Origin of the sequence: Flammeovirga aprica JL-4 (assembly GCF_012844305.1) — a bacterium.
GTDB classification, from domain to species: domain Bacteria; phylum Bacteroidota; class Bacteroidia; order Cytophagales; family Flammeovirgaceae; genus Flammeovirga; species Flammeovirga aprica.
The window spans coordinates 1-1,441 of sequence record NZ_JABANE010000284.1; the positions used below are offsets into that span (position 1 = coordinate 1).

Sequence of the window (1,441 nt, forward strand, 5' to 3'; positions counted from 1 at the left end):
GACTTGCAGAATGCGAACCGTTCAGGATGCCGACGACGGTGTCGTGTGCGTCTTGTAACCGGGCTCATGTTTTTTTGCTAACGACAACTTTGTTCGACATCGCGCTGTGGCTCGTTATCCGCAAAAAATCGGTTTGTGGGGAGTAAGGGGAGCAGAAGAATATTGTTACCGTTTAGATTTCGCGCCAGCACTATTAAGGAAGGTGCGAATAAGCAGGTCATTTCTTCCCAAGCTGACTCGCTGATTAAAATTTCGCGGATCTGGGCCGATTTTTTTCCCGCAAACACATCGAATCAGCCTATTTAGGCTATTTTTTCCACCATTTCTGGCGTTATTTCCGGTTTTTACTGAGATCTCTCCCACTGACGTATCATTTGGTCCACCCGAAACAGGTTGGCCAGGGTGAATAACATCGCCAGTTGGTTATCGTTTTTCAGCAGCCCCTTGTATCTGGCTTTCACGAAGCCGAACTGCCGCTTGATGATGCGAAACGGGTGCTCCACCCTGGCACGGATGCTGGCTTTCATGTATTCGATGTTGATGGCCGTTTTGTTCTTGCGCGGATGCTGCTTCAAGGTTTTTACCTTGCCGGGACGCTCGGCGATCAGCCAGTCCACATCCACCTCGGCCAGCTCCTCGCGCTGTGGCGCTCCTTGGTAGCCGGCATCGGCTGAGACAAATTGCTCCTCTCCATGAAGCAGATTACCCAGCTGATTGAGGTCATGCTCGTTGGCCGCGGTGGTGACTAGGCTGTGGGTCAGGCCACTCTTGGCATCGACACCAATGTGGGCCTTCATGCCAAAGTGCCACTGATTGCCTTTCTTGGTCTGATGCATCTCCGGATCGCGTTGCTGCTCTTTGTTCTTGGTAGAGCTGGGTGCCTCAATGATGGTGGCATCCACCAAAGTGCCTTGGGTCATCATGACGCCTGCTTCGGCCAGCCAGCGATTGATGGTCTTGAACAATTGACGGGCCAGTTGATGCTGCTCGAGCAGGTGGCGGAAATTCATGATGGTGGTGCGATCCGGCAGGGCGCTATCCAGGGATAATCGGGCAAACAGGCGCATGGAGGCGATTTCGTACAGGGCATCTTCCATGGCACCGTCGCTCAGGTTGTACCAATGCTGCATGCAGTGAATACGCAGCATGGTCTCCAGCGGATAGGGCCGTCGGCCATTGCCCGCCTTGGGATAAAACGGCTCGATGACTTCCACCATGTTTTGCCATGGCAGAATCTGCTCCATGCGGGAGAGGAAAATCTCTTTTCGGGTCTGACGGCGCTTAGTGCTGAATTCACTATCGGCGAAGGTGAGTTGATGGCTCATGATGTCCCTCTGGGATGCGCTCCGGATGAATATGATGATCTCATATCAGGAACTTGTTCGCACCTTCCTTAACGAAATGAAAATATTAATTTCGCTGCCTTTCAGGCGTGGAATAA

Annotated in this window: 1 protein-coding gene; it reads right to left on the minus strand. The window is 52.3% G+C overall.

The genetic code is table 11. The features are described 5' to 3' along the window. Positions 1–344: 344 nt before the first annotated feature. Entirely contained in the window at positions 345–1,325 is a 981-nt protein-coding gene (locus tag HHU12_RS33885; protein WP_000019473.1) for an IS5-like element ISKpn26 family transposase, read from the minus strand. Positions 1,326–1,441 lie beyond the last annotated feature (116 nt).